At 48.0% G+C, this 22,162-nt stretch carries 18 protein-coding genes; 5 read left to right on the top strand and 13 right to left on the bottom strand.

The window, feature by feature from the left end; all coding sequences use genetic code 11:
* The first annotated feature begins 144 nt into the window (after positions 1-144).
* A complete protein-coding gene (locus tag KO533_RS06410) occupies positions 145-3,222 on the top strand; it encodes a transglycosylase domain-containing protein (protein WP_219253348.1) in 3,078 nt (1,025 codons plus the stop codon).
* Between the two features lie 154 nt (positions 3,223-3,376).
* Here the strand turns inward: KO533_RS06410 and KO533_RS06405 are convergent, their stop codons facing one another.
* The 5 genes from KO533_RS06405 to KO533_RS06385 form a co-directional block, all read right to left on the bottom strand.
* The gene (locus KO533_RS06405) at positions 3,377-4,582 is read right to left on the bottom strand and encodes a PQQ-dependent sugar dehydrogenase (protein WP_219253347.1); all 1,206 of its coding nucleotides are present in this window, start codon (positions 4,580-4,582) and stop codon (positions 3,377-3,379) included.
* A 170-nt stretch (positions 4,583-4,752) separates the two neighbouring features.
* Positions 4,753-5,511 carry a sulfite exporter TauE/SafE family protein gene (locus KO533_RS06400; protein ID WP_105252043.1) on the bottom strand — a complete coding sequence of 253 codons (759 nt, stop codon included), beginning with the start codon at positions 5,509-5,511 and terminating at the stop codon, positions 4,753-4,755.
* Between the two features lie 191 nt (positions 5,512-5,702).
* On the bottom strand, positions 5,703-6,020 hold the full coding sequence (locus KO533_RS06395; RefSeq protein WP_113941014.1) for a cytoplasmic protein: 318 nt from the start codon (positions 6,018-6,020) through the stop codon (positions 5,703-5,705).
* 38 nt (positions 6,021-6,058) lie between these two features.
* Positions 6,059-6,661 carry a DJ-1/PfpI family protein gene (locus KO533_RS06390; protein ID WP_113940987.1) on the bottom strand — a complete coding sequence of 201 codons (603 nt, stop codon included), beginning with the start codon at positions 6,659-6,661 and terminating at the stop codon, positions 6,059-6,061.
* 136 nt (positions 6,662-6,797) lie between these two features.
* The gene (locus tag KO533_RS06385; RefSeq protein WP_219253346.1) at positions 6,798-7,820 is read right to left on the bottom strand and encodes a hypothetical protein; all 1,023 of its coding nucleotides are present in this window, start codon (positions 7,818-7,820) and stop codon (positions 6,798-6,800) included.
* A gap of 268 nt (positions 7,821-8,088) precedes the next feature.
* Between KO533_RS06385 and KO533_RS22620 the strand changes: the two genes are divergently transcribed.
* Positions 8,089-8,325, top strand: coding sequence for a hypothetical protein (locus KO533_RS22620; protein WP_251073368.1), 237 nt, complete (start codon positions 8,089-8,091; stop codon positions 8,323-8,325).
* A gap of 65 nt (positions 8,326-8,390) precedes the next feature.
* Here KO533_RS22620 and KO533_RS06375 read toward each other — a convergent pair whose 3' ends face one another.
* The 8 genes from KO533_RS06375 to KO533_RS06340 form a co-directional block, all read right to left on the bottom strand.
* The gene (locus KO533_RS06375) at positions 8,391-9,047 is read right to left on the bottom strand and encodes a 3-oxoacid CoA-transferase subunit B (protein ID WP_219253345.1); all 657 of its coding nucleotides are present in this window, start codon (positions 9,045-9,047) and stop codon (positions 8,391-8,393) included.
* 126 nt (positions 9,048-9,173) lie between these two features.
* A complete protein-coding gene (locus KO533_RS06370) occupies positions 9,174-9,878 on the bottom strand; it encodes a CoA transferase subunit A (protein WP_219253343.1) in 705 nt (234 codons plus the stop codon).
* Between the two features lie 87 nt (positions 9,879-9,965).
* A complete protein-coding gene (locus KO533_RS06365; RefSeq protein ID WP_219253341.1) occupies positions 9,966-10,889 on the bottom strand; it encodes a hydroxymethylglutaryl-CoA lyase in 924 nt (307 codons plus the stop codon).
* Between the two features lies 1 nt (position 10,890).
* Positions 10,891-12,933 carry an acetyl/propionyl/methylcrotonyl-CoA carboxylase subunit alpha gene (locus KO533_RS06360; RefSeq protein WP_219253339.1) on the bottom strand — a complete coding sequence of 681 codons (2,043 nt, stop codon included), beginning with the start codon at positions 12,931-12,933 and terminating at the stop codon, positions 10,891-10,893.
* A complete protein-coding gene (locus KO533_RS06355; protein ID WP_173497690.1) occupies positions 12,933-13,811 on the bottom strand; it encodes an enoyl-CoA hydratase-related protein in 879 nt (292 codons plus the stop codon). The genes KO533_RS06360 and KO533_RS06355 overlap by 1 nt, the downstream gene beginning before the upstream one ends.
* 49 nt (positions 13,812-13,860) lie before the next feature.
* Positions 13,861-15,468 (bottom strand): carboxyl transferase domain-containing protein, encoded by a 1,608-nt coding sequence (locus KO533_RS06350; protein ID WP_105252050.1) that lies wholly within the window; start codon positions 15,466-15,468, stop codon positions 13,861-13,863.
* Positions 15,469-15,584: 116 nt separating this feature from the next.
* On the bottom strand, positions 15,585-16,754 hold the full coding sequence (locus KO533_RS06345; RefSeq protein ID WP_219253338.1) for an isovaleryl-CoA dehydrogenase: 1,170 nt from the start codon (positions 16,752-16,754) through the stop codon (positions 15,585-15,587).
* 140 nt (positions 16,755-16,894) lie between these two features.
* A complete protein-coding gene (locus tag KO533_RS06340; RefSeq protein ID WP_006082318.1) occupies positions 16,895-17,302 on the bottom strand; it encodes a MerR family DNA-binding transcriptional regulator in 408 nt (135 codons plus the stop codon).
* Between the two features lie 291 nt (positions 17,303-17,593).
* Between KO533_RS06340 and KO533_RS06335 the strand changes: the two genes are divergently transcribed.
* From KO533_RS06335 to gndA, 3 genes are all read left to right on the top strand, one after another.
* On the top strand, positions 17,594-19,552 hold the full coding sequence (locus tag KO533_RS06335; protein WP_219253336.1) for a propionyl-CoA synthetase: 1,959 nt from the start codon (positions 17,594-17,596) through the stop codon (positions 19,550-19,552).
* A gap of 284 nt (positions 19,553-19,836) precedes the next feature.
* Positions 19,837-20,151 (top strand): quaternary ammonium compound efflux SMR transporter SugE, encoded by a 315-nt coding sequence (sugE, locus tag KO533_RS06330; protein WP_028761104.1) that lies wholly within the window; start codon positions 19,837-19,839, stop codon positions 20,149-20,151.
* Between the two features lie 426 nt (positions 20,152-20,577).
* Positions 20,578-22,104 (top strand): NADP-dependent phosphogluconate dehydrogenase, encoded by a 1,527-nt coding sequence (gene gndA, locus KO533_RS06325; protein ID WP_219253334.1) that lies wholly within the window; start codon positions 20,578-20,580, stop codon positions 22,102-22,104.
* Positions 22,105-22,162: the final 58 nt, after the last annotated feature.

Raw genomic sequence — 22,162 nt, 5'->3', positions numbered from 1 at the left:
AAAGTGTGGAACATAATGGGTACTAAGACTAATTAATAGAGCCGGATAATGGCTAGATGAGTTTGATATCTTGCTTTACTGAGTGGCAACGGATTTGCTGAGTTGCATGAAAGATGAATATTTTAGTGTTTTTTTGGAGCTGTTTTGCCTAATTCCACATCTGAGATGAAGTTCGAAAATTATCGTCCTCGTCCACCACAACCTGAGCCTAAAGCTAAGGTTAAGCCGCCGCGTAAAGCCAGATCAAAGGGCAGGGTCTGGTTCTTATTTTTCATTCTGATTTGCTGCGCTGCATTGCTGATTGGACTTGAGGTTAAAACTTCGTTTTATCAAGCAAAATTCATCAATCAATATGCTAAGACGCTCACCTATGAATTAGAAAGCTCACCGAGCCAAGCGGTTATTTATCCTAGTTATGGTCCTTTTGATGAGCGCCATGGCTACAGTAAGTTACCTCAGTATATTGATAGGTTATTGCAACGGAATTTTCAGGTAACGCAACAAGTGGCGTTTTCGCCAGCGTTGCAGGAATACGCTCAACTTGGATTTTTTCCGCCTTACCACGAAAAGGCGCAATCTGGATTGACGCTGCTCGATTGCCGCAATACTGATTTATACGAATTTGCCTATCCTAAACGGGTTTATCAGGACGACGATAAGATCCCCAATGAAATCGTTAATACTTTACTGTTTATTGAAAACCGCGAGTTATGGACGACGGAAGAGAAACTCAATCCTGTGATCGACTGGCCACGCTTTGTGGTGGCAGGTATGAGTCAAATTGCTGAAATGGTTGGTATGAATGTCTCTACCGCGGGTGGTAGTACACTCGCGACTCAGATTGAGAAATTCCGCCATTCTTCCCAAGGTTTAACCTTGAGCATTAAGGATAAGTTACTGCAAATTGGCTCGGCCAGTGTGCGCGTGTACCAACAAGGTGAAAACACTGAACCTGCTCGTAAGCGCATCGTTCAAGATTATCTGAATACCGTGCCATTATCTTCGGCGCCAAATCATGGTGAAGTTCATGGTATTGGTGATGGATTGTGGGCGTGGTTTGGTACCGATTTCGATACTGCAAACAAGCTGTTAGCATCGCCGCAGATCAAAGGTAATGCCACCAAGCGCGGACAAGTATTCCGACAAGTGGTTGCCTTGATGATCGCCCAACGTCGTCCGTCCTACTATCTATTGCAAGGTCATGAAGATCTTGAAAACTTAGTCGATAGCCATATCCGTTTACTCGGCCAGTATTATTTGATTGATCGTGGTCTACGTGATGCTGCACTCGCGCAGAAATTGCAGTTTAAGGTCGCCAAGCCGCAACGTAATACCCAATCTGGCGCAGATAAGGGCGTGAACACAGTTCGCATTCGCACCGCAGGCATGTTAAATGTGGGGCTGTATGATTTAGACAGGCTCGATTTGACGGTCAATAGTAGCTTACACAGTGACTTACAGCAGAAAGTCAGTCACTACTTACGCAGTCTGGCGCAAGTGCCTACCGCGGAGAAAGTGGGTCTGCTTGGCGAACGGTTACTCGACCCAAGTCAACTGCAAAACGTACTGTATAGCTTTACGCTTTATGAGCGCACTGATACCGCCAACCGAGTTAGAGTGCAGACGGATAGTACCGATCAGCCTTTTGATATTAACGAGGGCAGCAAGTTGGAATTGGGCTCAACCGCTAAATTGCGGGTGATGGCGACCTACTTAGAAATCATTGCCGAAATCCACGACAAGTATTCCAAGAAACATGGGATTGAATTGGAATCCATCATTATCGAACCAAGGGATCATTTAACCCGTTGGGCGATTGATTACTTGATTTTGAATCCCGACAGACGTTTAGACCGCATGTTAGATGCGGCGTTACAGCGAGAATATTCAGCCTCAACCAGTGAACAGTTTTTTACCGGTGGTGGGTTGCATGTGTTTAATAACTTTAAAAAAACAGAAGATTTAAAAACGCCAACACTTTACCAAGCCCTGCAGGATTCGGTTAACTTGCCGTTTGTGCGTCTCATGCGCGATATCGTGAATTACAGCAGTAGTATGCAAAACGAGGGCAATATGGCCCAGTTGCTGCGTAATGATAAAGATCCGCGCCGTGACGAATATCTGCGAGTATTTGCTGATAGAGAAGGTAATACCTTCGTTACTAAGTTTTATCGCAAGTACAAAAAAGTGGCTGCGAATGAGCGTTTCGACATGTTTTTTGACGGTTTGTCCCAGTCGGAGCAGCAGTTGACGGCGGCGTATCGCTATTTACTGCCCGATGAACCTATGGCGGCATTTAAGGCTTTCTTGAAGCAAAGATTGCCGCAGGTAAGCTATACCGATGGTCGTATTAAGAGCTTATATAACAAGTACGGTCCGGATAAATATAATTTGCCAGATCAAGGCTATATCGCACGGGTGCATCCTTTGGAATTGTGGGTGCTGGATTATCTTAATCATAATCCTGATGCCAACTTGAACGATGTTAAGCAGGCGAGTGAAGCACAACGTCAAGAGGTTTACCGTTGGTTGTTTAGGACGCGGCATAAAAACGCCCGTGATGTACGAGTGCAAGTGATGCTTGAAGTTGAAGCCTTCCTCGACATACATCAACGTTGGGCGCGTTTAGGTTATCCCTTTGATTCTATGGTGCCATCCTTAGGCTCAGCGCTGGGTAGCTCGGGTGACCGCCCCGCAGCATTAGCTGAGCTGATGGGCATTATTCAAAATGATGGCTATCGTTTGCCCACAGTGCGTATCAATCAGCTGCATTTCGCCGCAGATACGCCCTATGAAGTGAGATTGCAGAATCAGAACACCCAAGGTGAGCGGGTAATGCGCCATGAAGTAGCACAAGCCTTAAAAGCAGCGCTGGCGAACGTAGTGCAAAACGGCACCGCACGTCGTTTAAAGGGCATTTTTACCGATGAAAAAGGTGGCATGTTAGCCATAGGCGGGAAAACCGGCACCGGTGATAACCGTATTGTGACTCAGATGCAGCAAGGTAAAAAAGTGGCGACTACGGCGATGAACCGCACCGCGACCTTCGTGTTTTATCTAGGTGACAAATACTTCGGTACTTTGACCGCCTTCGTGCCAGGCAGTAAATCCGATGATTTTAGTTTTACCTCGGCGCTGCCATTGCAGGTGATGAAGGGCATGATGCCTATTTTAGCTCCCTATGTACAAACCGAGCAGGGCATGTGTGTGGTGAACGAATAAAGGCATGAATTAATAAGTGCCACGCCAACGACAAAGAGTGTTCCTGATGAACACTTTTTGTCGTTTTAAGGCTTAAATTTTCTATCGATTGAGCTTATTGCTGTGGTTAAGGTGCTTTAGTTAAAGCGCTCTATTTAAAGTGCAGCGATTAAGATTACTGCGGCGATAACTGGTAAATTTTTGATTTAGCTTCATCGGTTACGAGATAAATCAGTCCATCTGGCCCTTGCACGACTGAGCGTAATCTTTGCCCTAATTCAGTTTTCAGCAGCCGTTCTTCTTTAATTATCTTGTCGCCATCAAGCACTAAACGCACCAGTGTTTTTCCCTTTAGGCTGGCGAGTAACAGATTATTTTGCCACTGTGGAAATTTATCACCTGTGTAAAACATAAAGCCCGCCGTGGCAATCGAGGGAACCCATTTGTAGACGGGTTGCTCCATTCCCGCCTTATGGGTGCCTTCGCCGATGTTGCCGCCGCCATAATTCTCACCATAGGTTATCACTGGCCAGCCATAGTTTTTAGCCGCTTGGTCGATATTGAGTTCATCGCCGCCCTGGGGGCCATGCTCGCCCGTCCACAATACTTTGCTGACGGGATTAATCGCCGCGCCCTGCATATTGCGATGACCAATAGACCAGATCTCGGGTAAGGCGCCAACCGTATTGACGAAGGGGTTATCCTTAGGCACTGAGCCATCGGCATGAATACGCACCACTTTGCCTAAATGATTGTCTAATGTTTGTGCGCTATCTTTTTCACTATAGCGATCACCGAGTGTGATAAACAGTGTGCCATCAGGCGCCCACACTAAACGAGATCCAAAATGGTGGCCGCTGTTGACTTTAGGTTGTTGACTAAAAACGCGGGTGAGATTTTCAAGCTTGTTACCATTGAGCGTGGCAAAACTGACCGCTGTGCTATTGAGCGTATCACCTTCAGCGGGTTCTGAATAACTGAAATAGATTTTTTTGCTGCTGGCAAAATCTGGCGCAAGCACGACATCAAGTAAACCACCTTGACCTTTGGCATACATAGGCGGTAAACCCGTTAAGGGTTCACCCACTTTGCCTGCGGTGCTGACAATGCGCATTCTGCCAGCACGTTCAGTCACTAGCATACTGCCGTCGGGTAAGAATGCCATACCCCAGACATTCTCTAACCCTTGGGCTATGGTTTTTACCTGAATATTACCCGTTTCCGTTTTGACGCTAATGGTCCCGGCGCTAGCGGTTTCGGTGTAAATAGCCGGTGAGCATGCAATAAGACACAGGGCAAGATTTAAGGTGCTTAGCTTCAAGGTCTTTGGCATTAATTTACTCAGTCTCAAGGTCCTCAGCTTCAAGGTCATCAGTTTCATCGCTATCCTTAATCACAGTGTTCTCCTATAGGATGGATCAGAGTAACAAGTCAGTCACATAAGGGCAATTTATCGGCGAGACCTTGTATCGAAAATTCGTCTGTCCAGCTTTTATGAGTTTAAGCTTCACAAATCAAAAGCCTAACGTATGAAAACTAACGCATGAAAAACTAGCGCATGAAAAAGCCTAAGGCCATCGCTAAACCGACGATCACAATAAAGCCGCGTAGCAAGGGCTGTGAAATACGGTAGGCCAGCGCCGCCCCCACATAACCACCGACAATCGCCATAACGGCAAGCAGCAACAGATATTGCCCATCAATCACATTGCCCGCGGCATAAACCACAACGGCGATGGCGGTGAGCAGGGCTGAAATCAGATTTTTAAGTCCGTTCATCCCATGTAGATTGGTTTGCCCCATCAGGCCAAAACTTGCGAGTAGTATGATGCCTAAGCCACCATTAAAATAACCGCCATAGATACACACCGCCGACAGCATTATCAGTGCCGTTATCGGACTTAACATTGGCGTCGAGGTGTTTTCGCCTTGCTCTGCGATTCTTCGTTTGAGTAACCAAGGGCCAACAATAAAGGCCGCGGTGGCCAGTAGAATCAGCCAAGGGATCAGCTTTGCGAAGACTTGCTCGCTGGTGGTCAGCAAAATACCCGCGCCAATACTGCCGCCAATTAAAGCAATTAAGATCAGATTTTTAAGGCTAAGACTCGCCGGATATTCGATATCCTTTCTAAAACGCCATGCGCTGGCGATATAACCGGGCAGCAGCGCGGCTGTCCCCGTGGCATTCGCCGCAATCGGTGGAACCCCGACAAACACTAACGCTAAAAGGGTAATAAAACTGCCACCACCAGCAACCGCATTGAGCATGCCACCTAAAAAGCCTGCGAGTGCAATAATAAGCCAGTCCATAGATACCGCTCCTTTGGGCAATAAGAGAGTTAAACAGAGCGCTAAAAATGTGTCTGTTATTATGAGTCAATCTAAGCACTCACCCTAACAGGATGATTTCGATATTGAAAGTCGCGTAATGATTCGTTACATATCGCCATTTGTGAAGGTGAAGATATAGGATGAGTGAGCAGGCTTTTATTTGCTTAGTGCTAAGGGGCTTGCTCCCAAATGCCAGACATAAAAATAACCGCTGCTATGGCTGCACTTTGCTCGGTAAAAACATCTTCTCCCCAGCAGTTTTGTCCACGTTCTTGGTAATAAACATGAAAGGTACTGAGCATAGGTGTTCGAATGCAATACCAACCATCGAAGGTATTCTTAGCAAAATTGACCCAATACTGCGCATCAGCAGCTTGGATTTGCTGAATGAGTAATTCATTTTGCGATAGCAAGGCCACAAGCTCATTCTGGGTGGTTATTTGATGCTCGGCTTTTATAGCCTCGAGAAGATTTTTAAGTTTTATCATGGGATCCTTTTCATTCATCGAGAGTATCTACATCACTTTTAACGAATGGCCGCGGAGATGGAGGATTGGATTAATGCTTCAAAAATATCTGTTTGCCCCGCTGGAATTAGCTGCCTGTGAATTTCGCGGCGTTTCGCACTGTCGAATAAGCGCTCCGCAACCCAGCCGGTTAAATAGAGTGAGGACAAGCAGCCACCCGCAGTGGCAATATTGCCATTAATCACGAGGGCGCAGTCTTCTACATCGACGCCCATGGCAACTAGGGCAGGTTTTGCATCGGGGTGAGTCGTTGCTGAAAGATTGTCGAGTAGTCCTAATTTGGCAAAGAAGAATGACCCAGCGCAGATACTGCCAAGCAATTGTCGTGTGGGATCTAATTTAAGGGCGGACATAAACTCAGTATCAGCAAGTGCCGCAGGTACGCCTTTGTAACCACTGCTGAATAATACCACGTCGGCATCAGCGACTTCGGCCACATGACCATCGGTTGCAACCGTCATCCCCAAGCTTGATATGTGGCTAGGTTTGGTCCCGAGTACTTTTACTGTCCAATCGGTTTTTGTACGGCCGAGAATATCGCGCATTAAGAAGAAATCGATATCGGTAAATTCATCAAATATCACAATCGCAATCTGGTACATAAGCTTTCCTCTGGCTTGTATTGTGGATGACTTAAGGCTTGAATATGCTCAACCTTAAGCCTTGGGTCCTCAATATGAATAGAATCATGATTTTATTGGTTATCCATTTTTTATGAAAATTTGGTTAATCAAAATCTTAACCAGCACTAAACGATGGCAGTCGCTTGGCGAAAATAGCATGGGCATCAAAATCTTGGCTTTGCATTCTGGTTAATGTGTTGGTTAACACCTCATCGGCAGCATCTTCAATCCGCTGTATCCCTAACGTTGCAACATAATCACTAAATGATGTGGATACTTGTTCAAACAAAGCTGTGATATCGCCAAAGGCTGGATGACTGAATTGTGGGTTAGGCAAACCCCTAAGGGATCGCAGTTTCAGCAGCATTAACGCTGTCAATGGTAAATATGTGTGCGGCCCACCATTGAACTCAAAAAAGCACTTTTTATCCCCAATAATTGCTTGTTCTACCTGATGATTACACAGGGTTTGCAGCATAGTGCTGATGAATTCGATATCCTGAGTGTCCCAGTTATCTAAAAATGGCGCATAGGGGAAAGGAGCCGTTTTTCGCAGTGTCACTTGCACTTCCGTGGCAAAAGGCGGCTCAATAACGCCCAGATAGCGCCCATACAGCAGCACCAAAAAATCGCCTATAAAACTGTGGGAGCGAATTATCCAGCCCGAGCGCCAAGCCATTGCGTTGGCATAATACAGCTCGTCGGCCTCAGTCTTAAGCCCTGAAAAAAGCATCAGCACCAGCCTGAATACATGGGTTGTATCCCAACTAGCATTAGTAAAACCACCGGTGTTTTCAACCGCAGTGCAGTATTTGTAATAGTCTATGGCGGTATCAAAATAGCCGTAAGCGAGCGAATGCAGCAGCGGTGCCGCCTCGAGTTTGCCTGATTCAATATACGTAAGTTGTGCCGCAAAATTCCAATGACATTCAGGTACACCAAACTCAGCTCCAAATAATTCCCACTGGCGAAAATCCTCATCAAACTCACGATATTGTTTCACTCTCTCGAAACCATCTGTCATCCCACTGTCGATATAATCGGTCAGTAAATACTGGTCATATTCAAAGACGTTTTTGGCATAATCGCGCATATGTTTACGACTGCGACTGCGCTTATTGAGAAACTTGGCTAACATCTTGAGCATCCTTATTATTTAGGCTGCGGCAAGTTTACCGCAACGGCGCTAAATATCACTATCTGTAGCACTTTTGAAGCAAGCATTAAGCGACTCCGTTGTAGCGATGGTGAACACACATTCACCAGCAAAGAACCTTGCTAACATATGGTGTTATCAGTTTAATGCACGACATTGTTCATTATTGAATATGCTGGGATGGGGAGTAAACCGCACTCTTGCGTTGGCGACCATCGGAAAAAGGGACTTTTTCGTTGAGCCCCCAAAGATGGATTTACGGCGTGTCGCCAGAGCATTAGTGCTGTTTATGGCGATAAGCTCTCAAAAAGTACCTAGACTGCAAAAGCTCACAGAAAACAAGGTTTGTAGTGAACAAGCTGGTGGTGAATTTTACTCATGGTTCTCCGCTTCGTGGGGACAACAAAAGCAACGAGGCCCAGAATCATTTTTTGGGCCTTGTTGGTATCGTAAAACGTCGGTTAACGCTCAAAATTCTTTAGGTTAAAGCTTCAAACTAACTTGAGTTTCAACCTTAGCCGCTATACGTTACTTGCGCACTTTAAAGAATGCTTAAAACATCATTTCTGGCACATGTTCTGGCACGATTAACTTACCGGCGGTTTTGCTGACGATTTCTTCGACGCTGACACCTGGGGCACGCTCGAGTAAATGGAAGGCGCCATCTTTGATTTCGATAAAGGCTAAATCTGTGACGACGCGTTTAATGCAGCCGTAACCTGTTAGCGGCAATTCGCACACGGGTAGCAGCTTAGAATTGCCGTATTTATCGGCGTGCATCATAGTCACGATAATGTTTTCGGCGCCCGCGACTAAATCCATCGCGCCGCCCATGCCTTTGATGAGTTTGCCGGGGATCATCCATGAGGCGATAGAGCCGTTCACATCGACTTCAAAGGCGCCGAGCACGGTTAAGTCCACATGGCCGCCACGGATCATGGCAAAGCTTTCCGCCGATGAGAAAAACGAGGCGCCTTTGACTGCGGTAACGGTTTGTTTACCTGCGTTGATTAAATCTGGGTCGATGGCGTCTTCGGTCGGGAATTCGCCCATGCCGAGTAGGCCGTTTTCCGATTGCAACATGACTTCCATGCCTTCGGGAATGTAGTTGGCCACCAGTGTTGGAATGCCAATGCCGAGGTTGACGTAGTAGCCATCTTTTAATTCTTTGGCGACGCGCTGAGCCAGTTGTTCTCTTGATAATGCCATGATATCTATCCTTTCTATTTGGCTTTGACGCTTTGGTCTTTACTCTTAGGTTTTACCCTTAGTTTTTACTTTAGGGAGCTAAGTGCCAATTGCGTTAACTGTGTTTCAAGGTTTTGCCAGCGTCTTTTATTTCGCGGCTTTTACCGTGCGCTGCTCGATACGTTTCTCGAACGTGCCTTGAATAACGCGGTCAACATAGATGCCCGGCGTGTGGATATGATCTGGGTCTAGCTCGCCTGGCTCAACAATAAACTCGGCTTCAACCACAGTGATTTTGCCCGCGGTCGCCATCATAGGGTTAAAGTTGGCGGCGGTTTTACGGAATACCAAATTACCCATGGTATCGGCTTTCCATGCACGCACTAAGGCAAAATCTGCGGTCAGCGACTCTTCTAATACGTAATGGCGACCTTTGATTTCGCGGGTTTCTTTGCCATCAGCGACTGGCGTGCCGTAGCCTGTAGCGGTGAAAAATGCCGGAATACCTGCGCCGCCTGCGCGGATCTTTTCCGCCAGCGTGCCTTGGGGCGTTAAAATCACGTTCAGTTCGCCAGAGAGCATTTGTTGCTCGAAAGTGGCATTTTCACCCACGTAAGAGGCTATCATAGTGGCGATTTGGCGATGTTTTAACAGTAAGCCAAGGCCGAAATCGTCAACGCCAGCGTTGTTTGATATCGCCGTTAAGCCGTTAACGCCCATCTTAACCATTTGATTGATTAAGCCTTCTGGAATGCCGCATAGGCCAAAGCCGCCGACCATAATGGTCATGTCGTTTGATAAGCCTGCTAACGCTTCTTCATAGCTGCTGACGACTTTATTGAGTCCTGCCATTGTGATGTCCTTTTATGCTTTAGAAAACGCGCGGGAAATAACGCGCGTTTTTAATAACGGTTGTTGGTGTCGTTAATGGTTTTTGTTTTATTTTACTAACAGGGCTGTGGCCACTTTCGAACCGTTTTTACGATTCAACTGCGTGCTGATCGCTTGCCCTGCTAGCGCGAGTTTTGGTAAATCGATACCCGTTTCGAATCCCATGCCGTGCAGCATATACACTAAGTCTTCGGTGGCAAGATTGCCCGATGCGCCTTTGGCATAGGGGCAGCCGCCAAGACCCGCAACCGAGGAGTCAAACACCCGCACACCTAAGTCTAAGCAGGCCAAAATGTTGGCTAATGCTTGGCCATAGGTGTCGTGAAAGTGTAGCGCCAGTTTTTCGACTGGGACGCGCTCAGCCACTGTTTGCAGCATTCTACGGGCTTTTTGCGGCGTGCCTACACCGATAGTGTCGCCGAGCGATATTTCGTAACAGCCCATTTTGTAAAGGATTTCAGACACACGGGCCACTTCACTGACCGCTATCTCACCTTCGTAGGGGCAGCCGAGCACGCAAGACACATAACCGCGCACCGGAATATTGTGTTTTTTTGCTAATTCCATCAAAGGGATAAAGCGTTCAATCGACTCTTCTATCGAGCAGTTGATATTGCGTTGACTAAAGCTTTGTGAGGCGGCGCCAAATATTGCCACCTCACTCGCTTTTGCATCCAGTGCTAGTTCAAAGCCTTTAACGTTGGGTGTGAGAGCGCTATACACCACGCCGCTTTGACGCTGTATTTGCTTGAGCACATCGGCAGAATCGGCCATTTGTGGCACCCATTTAGGTGACACAAAGCTGCCTGCTTCGATACGCTTAAGCCCCGCACCTGCCAGCGATTCAATCAAGGCGATTTTAGCTGCCGTCGGCACTGCGACTTCGTTTTGCAGGCCGTCGCGTGCGCCCATCTCGAAGATACTGACCCTGTCTTTGGCGTTCGCTGCTTGGCTTAGATTGGCTAACGACATCTTAGGCTTCCTTGATCGCGGTTGGCTCGTTTGTCTCTAACGGCTCAACGTTAAGCAAGGTTGCGCCATCGGTGACCAGCTCGCCCGCTTTAAAGTAGAACTCAGTGACTATGCCATCAAAGGGGGCTTCGATGGTGTATTCCATCTTCATGGCTTCCATCACCAGCAAACCTTGGCCCGCTTTAACTTGTGTGCCGACATCGACTAAATGGGTCACGACAGTGCCGTTCATGGGCGCTTTTAACTTGTCAGCATTGCTGGCTTGTTCTTCGACCACGAGTGTTTGCACTGCTTTAAAGTGGTAACTGCCAGAGGATAAAAACAGCGTAAAGTCATCACCTTGGGCACTAACGGGCACTTTACTCTTATGGCCGTTGATTTCTGCGAGCAGTAAATCTTGTTTCAGCTCGCCATTTAGCAACCAATCTTGTCCGTGCAGCGGTAGCTGATACATGCCGCCTAAATCGAGCATCACTAACTGCTGCAATTCATGGGTATCATCGAGTAGGGCAATATTGTGCTGGCTGCAGCTGTTGAGTCTAAAACCGCTGACTTGACCCCAAGGCGAGTAAGGATCGGCGCTGTTGACGGCCAGAGCTTTGGCGGCTTCTTTACGGGCAAGCACTTGATACAGTGCGGCAAAGGCAAGCGCAGTGTCGGCTTCGCTCGAGGCTGTGCCAATTAAGGTGTCGCCATAACGGCCAATAAAGTCAGTGCTAAAGTCGGCATTGGCAAACGCTGGGTGTTCGGCAATGTTCGCCAAAAACTCAATGTTGTGCTTAAGACCGCTGATTTGATACGACTCTAACGCATGCACTAAACGTTGCAGGGCGCGCGGGCGCGATTCATCCCAGACAATAAGCTTGGCAATCATAGGATCGTAGAAGTTACTGATCACATCGTTTTCGCGAATGCCCGAATCGATACGCACGTATTTACTTTGCTCGGGTTCACGTAAAAAGTTGAGCTTACCGCTGGCGGGTAAAAACTCATTCTGTGGATCTTCGGCATAAATACGCACTTCAAAGGAATGGCCGTGGATCCGCACTTCATCTTGCTTAAGGGGCAATGGCTGACCACTGGCGACCAGCAATTGCCATTTGACTAAATCTTGGCCTGTGACCATTTCAGTCACGGGATGCTCAACCTGCAGACGGGTGTTCATCTCCATAAAATAGAAGCTATTGTCTGTGTCGAGCAGAAACTCCACAGTACCCGCGCCAACATAGTCGATTGCTTTGGCTGCCGCGACGGCCGAATCACCCATTTGGGCGCGCAGTGCATCGCTTAACCCTGGAGCCGGCGCCTCTTCGACCACTTTTTGGTGGCGACGTTGAATCGAGCAATCGCGATCCGATAAATAAATCGCGTTGCCAAAGGTGTCGGCAAACACTTGCACTTCGACGTGGCGTGGTTGGCGTAAATAACGCTCCATCAATAATTTATCGTTACCAAAAGAAGATGCTGCTTCACGGCGTGCCGAGTTTACGGCTTCCATGATTTCGCCTTCATTCTCGACGATACGCATGCCTTTACCGCCGCCGCCATAAGCCGCTTTAATCAGCATAGGGAAGCCGATTTTCAGTGCCTCCGCTTTTAAGGTCGCATCGGTTTGGTCATCGCCGTGATAACCCGGCACTAAGGGCACATTTGCCGCTGTCATAATGGATTTGGCGGCGCTTTTGCTGCCCATGGCATCGATAGCATCACTGCCTGGGCCAACAAAGGCGATGCCAGCGGCTTCACATTTACGGGCAAAGTCGGCATTTTCAGACAAGAAACCATAACCTGGGTGAATCGCTTGTGCGCCCGCTTTTTTGGCGATATCGATAATCAAATCGCCCTTTAAATAGGAGTCTGCCGGCGCGCTGCCGCCTAAATAGAAGGATTCGTCGGCCATGGCGACATGGCGCGCTTCTTTATCGGCATCGGAATATAGGGCAATGGTGCGAACGCCCATGGCATGGGCCGTTTTGATGATGCGACAGGCGATTTCACCGCGGTTAGCAATCAATAGTTTGGTAAACATGTGCTTGGTCAACATCAAAGGGCTCCTTGGGTATCACTTGGCTTTTGCACGGGCTTGGAGGGCGTTGAGTGTGCTTGTTGCCAGTTAGGCTGACGTTTCTCAAAAAAGGCGTTTAAGCCCTCTTGGCCCTCGGTCGATACCCGAATGCGGGCAATACGCTCGCTAGTGTAATCAATGGTTTTTTGGTCTATCACGCCGTCTTCAAGATGCGACAGCAGTGTTTTTACCCATGCCATGCCTTGCGGGCTATTGGCTCGTAACGCGTCAATCATAGGCTTTGCGGCGGCGTCTAAGTCATCGCTGATCTCATGAATGACGTTAAGTTTTAATGCGGTTTCTGCACTAAAACGCTCGGCGGTCAGCATGTAGCGGCGCGATGTGCGGTTACCCATAGCGCGGGCAACGTAAGGGCTAATTACTGCTGGAATTAATCCGAGTTTCACTTCGCTCAAGCAAAAGCTGGCGCGCGTCGTGGCGATAGCGATATCGCAGGCGCAAATCAGCCCCAGTGCGCCGCCAAAGGCTGCACCTTGCACTAGTGCAATGGTGGGCTTAGGAAAGGTATCAAGATCCTGCATCAGTTTTGCTAAGGCTTTGGCATCATTTAGATTTTGCTCAAAGTCCATTTTGGCTTGCTTGCGCATCCAATTGAGATCGGCGCCGGCGCTGAAGTTTTTGCCGTTCGCTTTGAGTACCAGCACTTGGCATTGCTTGTGTTCAGCAAAATAGCTAAGCACAGCAATCATCTCGCTAATCATCACTTCATCGAAGGCGTTGTGCACATCGCTGCGGTCAAGGATAAGCTCGGCAACGCCGTGATTGAGCGCATGGCTCACGTGCTGCAAGTTGCTTAAATCCTTTGCGTCGCTAGCGCTGTTTAATGTGTCTGTCATTATTCTTTCCCCTATCTTCTTGTGTGACATATGTTTTTCACATGTGTCTTTACATACGGAACACACCAAAGCGGGTGTCTTCGATAGGAGCATTTAATGCTGCCGATAGGGCAAGGCCGACCACATCGCGGGTTTGCGCTGGGTCGATAATGCCGTCATCCCATAAACGGGCGCTGGCATGATACGGATGACCTTCTTTATCGTACTGGGCGACAATTGGCGCTTTAAAGGCTTTTTCATCCTCAAGCGACCATTCTTCACCTTTACGGGCTAAACCGTCGCGGCGCACTGTGGCGAGAACGCCTGCGGCTTGCTCTCCGCCCATCACAGAAATACGGGCGTTAGGCCACATCCACATCATGGTCGGTTCGAACGCGCGGCCACACATGCCGTAGTTACCCGCGCCGTAGCTGCCGCCGATAATCACAGTAAATTTAGGCACATTGGCGCAAGAGACTGCGGTCACCATCTTGGCGCCGTGTTTGGCTATGCCTTCGTGTTCGTACTTTTTACCCACCATAAAGCCGGTGATATTTTGTAGGAACAGCAGCGGAATTTTGCGCTGGCAGCACAGTTCAATAAAGTGCGCGCCTTTTTGCGCCGACTCAGAGAACAGAATGCCGTTGTTGGCGACAATGCCGACGGGGTAGCCGTGAATACGGGCAAAACCGCATACTAAGGTTGCGCCATAGTTGGCTTTAAACTCGTCAAAATCAGAATCATCGACGATACGGGCAATCACTTCTTTAACATCAAAGGGCTTTTTCAAGTCGGTGCCGACAATGCCGTACAGTTCGCTAATGTCGAACTTTGGCGGTTTGACAGGGCTTAAGAGTGATTTGATTTCTTTTTGATGATTTAGGCGTGATACCGCGCGGCGAGCAAGCTCTAACGCGTGCTCATCGTTTTGGGCTAAATGATCCGCTACGCCGGAAATTTTAGTGTGCACTTCGGCGCCGCCTAACTCTTCGGCGCTGACTTCTTCACCTGTGGCCGCTTTGACTAATGGTGGGCCGGCTAAGAAGATAGTGCCTTGATCTTTTACGATAATCGATTCATCCGCCATGGCCGGCACATAGGCGCCGCCTGCGGTACATAAGCCCATCACCACTGCAATTTGGGGGATGCCCTTAGCGGACATTTGTGCTTGATTGTAAAAGATGCGGCCGAAATGGTCGCGGTCGGGGAAGACTTCATCTTGGCGGGGCAGGTTAGCGCCGCCAGAGTCGACTAAATAGATACAAGGCAAGTGACAACGGCTAGCAATATCTTGGGCGCGTAGATGTTTTTTAACGGTAATCGGGTAGTAAGTGCCGCCTTTAACTGTAGCGTCGTTGGCGATGATCATGCACTCAACACCGCTCACACGGCCGATACCAGCGATAATGCCCGCTGCGGGCACTTCTTCGTCATAAACTTCAAACGCCGCAAATTGCGATAGCTCTAAAAAGGGCGAACCCGCATCGAGCAGTTTTTCAACCCGCTGACGTGGCAGCAATTTACCGCGGGATAAATGACGCTCCAGCGCCACAGGGCCACCGCCGAGTTCGATTTTATTGAGTTTAGTTTTGAGATCGGCCACTAGGGCGGCCATATCGTCTGATTTTGCTTTAAATTCATCGCTACGGGCGTTGATACGACTGCTTAATTGCGTCACTTTGATTGTCCTTATAAAGCGGAAACTCGGTATCACCTTGCTCGAATGGGTGGCGCAAACTGTAAGTTACAGTGAGGTGCTACCCATTCACTTGTGAGAGATTATTTAAACTCGCGTTATTTCGACTCATTGAACAGTTCGCGGCCAATCAGCATGCGGCGAATTTCTGAGGTGCCGGCGCCGATTTCATACAGCTTGGCATCACGCAGTAAGCGGCCTGTGGCGTATTCGTTGACATAGCCATTGCCGCCTAGCAGTTGAATTGCATCCAGTGCCATTTTGGTGGCGAGTTCTGCGCTATAAAGAATGGCACCTGCGGCATCTTTACGGGTGGTTTCACCGCGATCGCAGGATTTTGCCACGTTATAAACATAGGATTTGGCGGCATTCATGCCTGTGTACATGTCGGCTAACTTGCCTTGCACTAGTTGGAATTCACCGATGGATTTGCCAAATTGCTCACGCTCGTGGATGTAAGGCACAACGATATCCATACAGGCATTCATGATCCCCAGCGGGCCGCCAGACAGTACGACGCGCTCGTAATCTAGGCCGCTCATCAGCACTTTTACGCCGTTATTGAGTCCGCCTAAAATGTTTTCTTCTGGTACTTCTACATCTTCAAACACCAGTTCGCAGGTGTTAGAGCCGCGCATGCCGAGTTTGTCGAGCTTTTGCGCTTGGCTAAAACCTTTCGAATCACGTTCAACGATAAAGGCGGTAATACCGTGTGCGCCTTTGGTTAAGTCGGTTTTCGCGTAAATCACATAGGTGTGTGCATCTGGACCGTTAGTGATCCACATTTTGTTGCCGTTTAAGATGAATCGGTCGCCTTCTTTACGGGCATGCAACTTCATCGAAACCACGTCAGAACCCGCGTTTGGCTCACTCATGGCCAGCGCGCCAATATGCTCACCGCTCACCAGTTTTGGCAGGTACTTGGCTTTTTGCGCTGCATTACCGTTACGATTGATTTGATTGACACACAGGTTTGAGTGGGCGCCGTAACTTAGGCCGATAGAAGCGGATGCGCGGGAGATTTCTTCCATTGCGACGACGTGGGCTAGGTAGCCCATGTTCGCGCCGCCGAACTCTTCGGGTACAGTTACTCCGAGCAGTCCCATTCCTCCAAGCACAGGCCAAAGTTCATTGGGAAAGGCATTGTCGTGATCCACTTTCGCGGCAATTGGGGCGATTTCATTCGCGGCAAAATTCTGCACTGCATCGCGCAGCATATCGACGTCTTCGCCTAGGCCAAAATTTAGACTTGTGTAGAGAGAGTTCATTGCTTGTGTCCTTTCAGATGTTCTAATTTCAGATTGTTATAGTTTTTATGATTTTTAGGTGCTTGAGTCTTTTAAATCTTGTACTTAAATCCGTAGTCGTTATCGCTATCAAATTGATTTGATTTTGTGTCAACGGGGATTTAGGCTTTTGCCGTTTTGTTATCTTCTAAGGCTAAACGGCACTGCTGCTCGGCGGAATTGAGTTCCATTAATACGACTTTGATGTCGTCCATTTGCTGTTGTAGGGCGGATTTCTTTTCTTCCACTAGCGCCAGCATGGTATTGAGCTGTGAGGTGCTGCTCTTGTCGGCATCGTATAATTCGAACAAACGACGGGTTTCTGCCAAAGAAAAGCCCAAGCGTTTACCGCGAAGAATGAGCTTGAGACGCACCCTGTCTTTGAGGCTATAAATACGGGTTTGGCCGCGGCGTTTAGGTTTAAGCAAACCTTGGTCTTCGTAAAAACGAATACTACGAGTAGTGATATCAAACTCTTTTGAGAGATCACTGATCGAGTAAGTCGTTTGTGGTGTGTTCGTTGCGCTCATTCATGCACCCTAAATAATCAGTTTTAAGCAAGATATATGAAGTTTACGTAAAGGTAAAGATTTTGGCTTTTATTCTGTTGGCAAAAAAGTGTCAATCCCAATTGCCATAAGCCTGTGCAGCGAGATTAAAACGTGTGCTTTAAATTAGTGTTCTCACATAAAACCACAAATATCTTCTGGTTATAGGCTAACGTCTAATAGTGGGCTTTAGACCTCCTTGCTAATAATAGAAGCAGGAAGGGGTAGTTATTGCGGCTGACGATGTGAGTCGCAGTCCTGATTGGAGGACATATGTTGACCGAACAGCAAAATGCATCTGTAGCGCAAGCCACAAATCAAAAACAGAACCAACAAAAACATCAAGCGTTGCACCAAGCATCCTTGCTTAATAAAGCCGAATTCTGGGGAGAAGCGGCGAAGACGCTCGATTGGATTAAACCGGCGCAAACGGTGCTCGATGAATCGCAGGCACCGTTTTATCACTGGTTCGCCGATGGTGAGATGAACACTTGTTATAACGCCGTTGACCGCCATGTGTTGGCAGGACGCGGTGACCAAGTAGCTATCCAGTATGTGAGTCCTGTTACTGATACTGAATACGGCATTAGCTACGGGGAGTTACATGCTCAAGTGAGCCGACTCGCGGGCTTTATGCAATCCATTGGTATCGATAAGGGTGACCGTGTGGTGATTTATATGCCTATGGTGCCCGAAACTGCCTTCGCTATGTTGGCTTGCGCCCGCATAGGCGCGATTCATTCGGTAGTTTTTGGTGGTTTTGCCGCCAATGAACTCGCGACTCGGATTAACGATGCTAAGCCTAAATTGGTCTTGTCGGCATCTTGCGGCATTGAGCCTTCGGGCGTGATCCCTTACAAGCCTCTGTTAGATAAAGCGTTAGCGCAGTCAGTGCATCAGGTTGATCACTGCCTAATTTTGAATCGTAGCCAGTATCAGGCCGATTTACTTGAGGGTCGTGACTTAGATTGGCAAGCCGCATTAGCAACTGCACCTAAGGCCGATTGTGTCGCCCTCAAGGCTACCGATCCCTTGTATGTACTTTATACCTCAGGCACCACGGGTCAGCCTAAAGGTGTGGTACGCGATAATGGTGGCCATGCCGTGGCTCTGGCTTGGTCGATGCAGCATATTTACGATATTCAAGCGGGTGATGTGTTTTGGGCTGCGTCCGATGTGGGCTGGGTTGTGGGTCACTCTTACATTGTGTACGGGCCGCTGCTGGTGGGCGCAACCACGTTAATGTATGAGGGCAAACCTGTGGGGACGCCAGATCCTGGCGCATTTTGGCGCACGATTGCCAAATATAAGGTTAAAAGCTTCTTCACCGCGCCGACGGCTATTCGCGCAATCAAGCGTGAAGATCCTGACGGTGAATATCTACAAGGTGTTGATTTAAATTGTCTTAAAAATGTGTTTTTGGCGGGGGAGCGTTGCGATCCCGATACCTTAGTCTGGGCGCACACTAAACTCGCTAAACCTGTTATTGATCACTGGTGGCAAACCGAAACGGGCTGGCCTGTAGCGGCAAACTTGATGGGTACAGCACCGGTTACCATTAAACCAGGTTCGCCAGCTTTACCTGTGCCGGGTTATGCGGTTGAAGTGCTGGACGAATTAGGTGAGCAAGTTGCGGCCAATACTTCGGGTAATGTAGTGATTAAATTGCCTCTACCGCCGGGAACCTTAACGACACTGTGGCAAAATGATCAACGCTATCAAGATAGTTACTTGTCTATGTATCCGGGTTACTACTTAACTGGCGATGCGGGTTATACCGATGAAGACGGCTATCTTTACATTATGAGTCGTATAGATGACATCATAAATGTAGCGGGGCACAGGCTATCGACGGGACGCTTCGAAGAAGTGTTATGTCAACACCCTGATGTGGCCGAAGCCGCGGTAATTGGGGTAGATGATGCGCTTAAGGGCCAAGTTCCCCTCGGATTAGTGGTACTCAAGAAAGGCGTGACGATCAGTGATGAAGAGCTGCATAAACAGTTAATAACCCTGGTACGCCAAGAAATTGGTCCCGTCGCCTCCTTTAGGTTAGTGAGTGCGATTCAAAAATTACCTAAAACGCGCTCGGGTAAAATTTTACGCGGTACTATGCGAAAAATTGCCGATAATCAGCAATATACTGCGCCAGCGACCATAGAAGATCCACAGACCTTAGAGTTAGTGCGTACCGCGCTCACTCGCATGGGTTATGCCGATGCCTTAGTGTAAGAGATTGAGCGTAAAGGCTTTTATAGAAAGAGTGTAAAGGTCTTATCGAGAGTTGAAATATTAAGGCGATAGTAAACTGACCAAGCTTGCTATCGCCTTTTTGCGCGTGGCATTTCTTATTTCGGCAAAATCAAAGATTGAAATTTTCACCTCAAATTTGCTAGTCTTGCATTCTCATCACGTACAGCTATATCACCTACAGTTTTACTGTAATCAAATGGCTTAGGGACGACCCTAAATACGCCTAATCTAACATGGGGACGACCCCTTTATGGGAGTTCACTATGAGTTGGTTCTTATTAGTTCTTGCGGGTTTATTTGAAATTGGTTGGGCTATAGGGCTTAAATATACCGACGGTTTTACGCGTTTGTGGCCAAGTATCTTTACAGTAGCGTCGATGGCAGTGAGTGTGTTGCTACTAGGACTCGCGGTTAAGCAGCTACCTATCGGTACGGCTTACGGTGTGTGGGTCGGCATTGGTGCTATGGGTACGGCGATTGCGGGAATTATCCTCTTAGGAGAAGGCGTTAGCTTACTTAAAATTGCCAGTTTGATCTTGATATTACTGGGTGTTTTAGGGCTTAAACTTGCCCATTAATTGACGGTTCTATTAGGGCGTGTTGACGTTTCGAGATTAAATTTTGTTCGCTCTGGCAAGCTCGTGATCACGAAACGAGGAGTGACGTGTAGTTATTCTACTCAAATGACGAGTGACAAAGAGCAAGAGCTTGCCAGACGAACCCTTCGGGCAGCGTTTGGCTGGCGTTTCTGCTGCGTTATTGCCCGTTTATGTAGAATAACTGCACTGCACGGGCTTTGCCTTGCATAAAAGCCAGCCAACTCGCTGCAAAAACAACCCTGAAACGTCAACACGCCCTAGATAAAATGAGACCTAAACGATTGGTACTTTCGGCACAATCGAAATTGCCAATCGTATGTCTCTGGTAATTAAGTTACAAAGATCGGTATAATTACCCCTCAAAATTGGTTAGCTCTAACCTCTGTGACCCGTGGGAATAATATAATGCAAAACCACAGCAATCTTAATGATATCGGCGTAATTGGCCTTGGTGTTATGGGTAAAAACCTTGCGCTAAACATCGCAGATAACCAATATCACGTCAGCGCGTTTGACCTCGATCCTGTTAAAGTTAATGGTGTTATACAGCAAGAAAAACAGGAACGTGCTGGACTCGAGTCTCGCATTCTTGGCTGTGCTAATCTTACCGAAATGTTAGCCAGTCTCACAAAACCCCGTATTTTTGTGCTTTCTGTTCCCGCGGGTGCACCCGTCGATGGTGTCTGTAGTGCTTTGATTTCTGCCGGAATTGAGTCCGATGATATTGTTATCGACACAGGTAACAGTTTATGGACTGACACTGTTGAGCGTGAAGCGCGCTACAAAGGTCAGTTTGTATTTTTCAGCTCTGCGGTTTCGGGCGGCGAAGTCGGTGCGCGTTTCGGCCCCTCACTTATGCCTAGCGGTGATATCGATGCATGGCACCATGTTGCGCCGATTTGGAAAGCGATTGCCGCTAAGGTTGATGCCAAAACTGGGCTACCTATCGAACGCTTCGAGCCGGGTAATCCCGTGACAGAAGGCGAGCCATGCACGACTTATATTGGCCCCGCGGGTTCTGGCCATTATGTGAAAATGGTGCACAACGGTATCGAATACGCTGATATGCAGTTGATTTGCGAAGCGTATCAAATGCTGCATGACGGCTTAGGTATGAGCGCTGCAGAAGTCGGCGATGTGTTTGAACGCTGGAACAAAGGCAGTTTAAACAGCTATTTGATGGGGATCAGTGCCGAAGTATTAAAACAGGCCGATCCATTAACGGGTAAACCGCTGGTGGAAATGATCTTAGATAAAGCGGGCCAAAAAGGCACGGGTTTGTGGACGGCCGTGAGCAGTTTACAAATTGGTTGCCCTGCACCTACGATTGCTGAAGCTGTGTATGCGCGCGCCGTAAGTACCCAAAAATCCTTACGTCTACAACTCAGCCAGAAATTGGCTGGGCCAAATGCACCTGGTATCGATGACGCACAAAAAGCACTGTTGATTGAAGCCCTTGAAAGCGCGTTATATTGCGCGAAAGTGTGTTGTTACGCCCAAGGCTTCCAGTTGATGGCGATGACGGCTCATGAACAAAAATGGCAGTTAGACTTTGCTGAAATTGCAAAAATTTGGCGTGCGGGTTGTATTATTCGCGCGACTTTCTTGCAATCAATCACTCAAGCCTATGAAGACAAATCTGATCTTAGCAATCTGTTGATGGCGGACAGTTTTGCGTCAGCCTTATCTGAAAAGCAAGGCCTATGGCGCACTGCGGTAGCGACTGCGGTAATGCAAGGTATTCCAGCGCCGTGTATTAGCTCAGCACTGGCATATTACGACAGTTACCGCTGCGAAACATTACCGGCAAACTTGCTCCAAGGTCAGCGTGATTTTTTCGGTTCCCATACATTTGAGCGTATCGATACCCCAGCCGGCGAGAAATATCACTTAGATTGGAGCGCTAAAGAGCGCACCTTAGCTAAGGTTTAAGCCTAAGGTTTAAATCTAATGTTTAGCCTGTTATTGAAATGAAAGACGCCCCTTATCG

The organism is Shewanella sp. NKUCC05_KAH (genome assembly GCF_019345585.1).
GTDB lineage: Bacteria > Pseudomonadota > Gammaproteobacteria > Enterobacterales > Shewanellaceae > Shewanella > Shewanella oncorhynchi.
This window is presented reverse-complemented; position numbering and strand designations above follow the sequence as displayed.